Raw genomic sequence first — 1,836 nt, 5'->3', positions numbered from 1 at the left:
AGGCGCACGGCCTCGGCGACGCGCAGGGCTTCGTCAAGCTGATCTCCGACGCCAAGTACGGGGAACTGCTCGGCGGCCACCTGATCGGCCCGGACGTCTCCGAGCTGCTGCCGGAACTGACCCTGGCCCAGAAGTGGGACCTCACGGTCAACGAGGTCGCCCGCAACGTCCACACCCACCCGACCCTGTCGGAAGCGATCCAGGAAGCGATCCACGGCCTCGCCGGCCACATGATCAACTTCTGACTCCGAAGGGGCTCAGGGGCTTCGCCCCCGAACCCCCCCCGAGATTTTCGGGGGCAGGCCCCCGGACCCCCGAGGTCCGGGGGCCTGCCCCGCAAGACGGCCTGATGTCGGCGTAAATCGCTGGCATCAGGCCGTTTTCGTTGGTGCGGCTAGTCCGCCAGGTGCAGGCGGCGGTGCAGGGCGTAGACGCGGTCGGTGAGTTCCGGGAAGGGGCCCGAGACCGGGATCGAGGGGGCCACCTCCTGGATGGCGAGGGGGCGGATCGGGCCCGCGGGGACGCCGAACTCGGTGAGCCACTCGGTGAGCTGGGCGGTGGAGGCGGCGTAGACGATCGGGCCCAGGCCGACCCAGGCGTGGGCGGCCGAGCACATGGCGCAGTGTTCGCCGGAGGTGTAGACGGTGGCGGTGGCGCGCTGCTCGGGGGTGAGGTGGTCGGCGGCCCAGCGGGCCAGCTCGAATTCGGGGTGGCGGGTGGCGTCGCCGCCGGAGACCCGGTTGCGGTCCTCGGCCAGGACCTTGCCGTCCGCGTCGACCAGCAGGGATCCGAACGGCTCGTCGCCGGCGTCGAGGGCCTCGGCGGCCAGTTCCACGCAGCGTTCGAGGTAGTGCAGATCGGTGTCGGCGGACATGCGGCTCCTTACGGGCGGTGGTAGGCGGACTGGGCCGCTTCGATGGTCGCGATATTGGATTCGAGGATGTCGATCAGCCCGACCAGCTGGTCGGCGACCCGTTCGCCCAGGTCGGTGAGGGTGTATTCGACGACCGGCGGGATGGACTGCTGGACTTCGCGATGGACCATGCCGTCGCGTTCCAGGGTCTGCAGGGTCTGGGAGAGCATGCGCTCGGAGATGCCGTCGACCCGGCGGCGCAGCGCCGAGAAGCGGTAGGGGCCCTCGCGCAGGGCGGCCAGGGCCAGCACGCCCCAGCGGCTGGCGACGTCCTGCAGGACCGGGCGGGAGGCGCAGTTGCGGGCGAAGACGTCGGCTTCCAGGGTCGGGTCGTCCGCGAAGGACTGGTCGGAAGGCCGGGCGTTCATGAGATTCAGGTTACCTGTCATTCGGGTAGCGGTTCAGGAATAGCATGTGCTTACTATTAGTTAGTACATGTCGAGCGTGCAGTTCATTCCATCGAACCTGGAGGTAGTCATGACCGTCGCAGTCACCGGAGCCAGTGGTCAGCTGGGTCGCCTGGTCGTCGAGGCGTTGCTGAAGGACGGGTCGCAGCCCGTCGTCGCCGTGGTCCGCGATCCCGCCAAGGTGGCCGACCTCGCCGAGCGCGGCGTCGAGGTGCGGGTCGCGAGCTTCGACGATCCGGCCGCGCTGGAACGCGCCTTCCAGGGCGTCGACCGCGTACTGCTGGTCTCCGGCAACGAGTTCGGCAAGCGCGTGGCCCAGCACACCAATGTGCTGCGCGCCGCCGAGGCCGCGGGCGTGAAACTGCTGGCCTACACCAGCATTCCGCAGGCCGACCGCAATCCGCTGATCCTCGCCCAGGAGCACATCGGCACCGAGGCGGTGCTGGCCGGGGCGAGCATCCCGACCACCCTGCTGCGCAACGGCTGGTACTGGGAGAACTACGCGGGCGGTCTGGG

The 1,836-nt window shown here is 69.4% G+C and carries 3 protein-coding genes and 1 pseudogene; 2 read left to right on the top strand and 2 right to left on the bottom strand.

The window, feature by feature from the left end; translation table 11 throughout:
* Positions 1-245, top strand: a pseudogene (locus tag ACIRS4_RS36410) (dihydrolipoyl dehydrogenase); the annotation flags it as partial.
* Positions 246-394: 149 nt separating this feature from the next.
* Here the strand turns inward: ACIRS4_RS36410 and ACIRS4_RS36405 are convergent.
* Positions 395-874: a nucleoside deaminase gene (locus ACIRS4_RS36405; protein ID WP_404204272.1), complete on the bottom strand. Its 480-nt coding sequence runs from the start codon at positions 872-874 to the stop codon at positions 395-397.
* An 8-nt stretch (positions 875-882) separates the two neighbouring features.
* Complete coding sequence (locus tag ACIRS4_RS36400; protein ID WP_357090790.1) at positions 883-1,281, bottom strand: helix-turn-helix domain-containing protein; 399 nt, start codon at positions 1,279-1,281, stop codon at positions 883-885.
* Between the two features lie 109 nt (positions 1,282-1,390).
* Here ACIRS4_RS36400 and ACIRS4_RS36395 point away from each other — a divergent pair.
* Positions 1,391-1,836: NAD(P)H-binding protein (locus tag ACIRS4_RS36395; RefSeq protein WP_404204269.1), on the top strand; the 446-nt coding region annotated here is incomplete at its 3' end.

This window comes from Streptomyces sp. NPDC101166 (genome assembly GCF_044768125.1).
GTDB lineage: Bacteria > Actinomycetota > Actinomycetes > Streptomycetales > Streptomycetaceae > Streptomyces.
The sequence above is the reverse complement of the archived record's forward strand: the minus strand, read 5'-3'. Positions and strand labels throughout refer to the sequence as shown.

Excerpts from the sequence above, each read along its gene's own strand:
- ACIRS4_RS36405 (WP_404204272.1), bottom strand. The coding sequence starts at position 874 with ATGTCCGCCGACACCGATCTGCACTACCTCGAACGCTGCGTGGAACTG.
- ACIRS4_RS36400 (WP_357090790.1), bottom strand. The coding sequence starts at position 1,281 with ATGAACGCCCGGCCTTCCGACCAGTCCTTCGCGGACGACCCGACCCTG.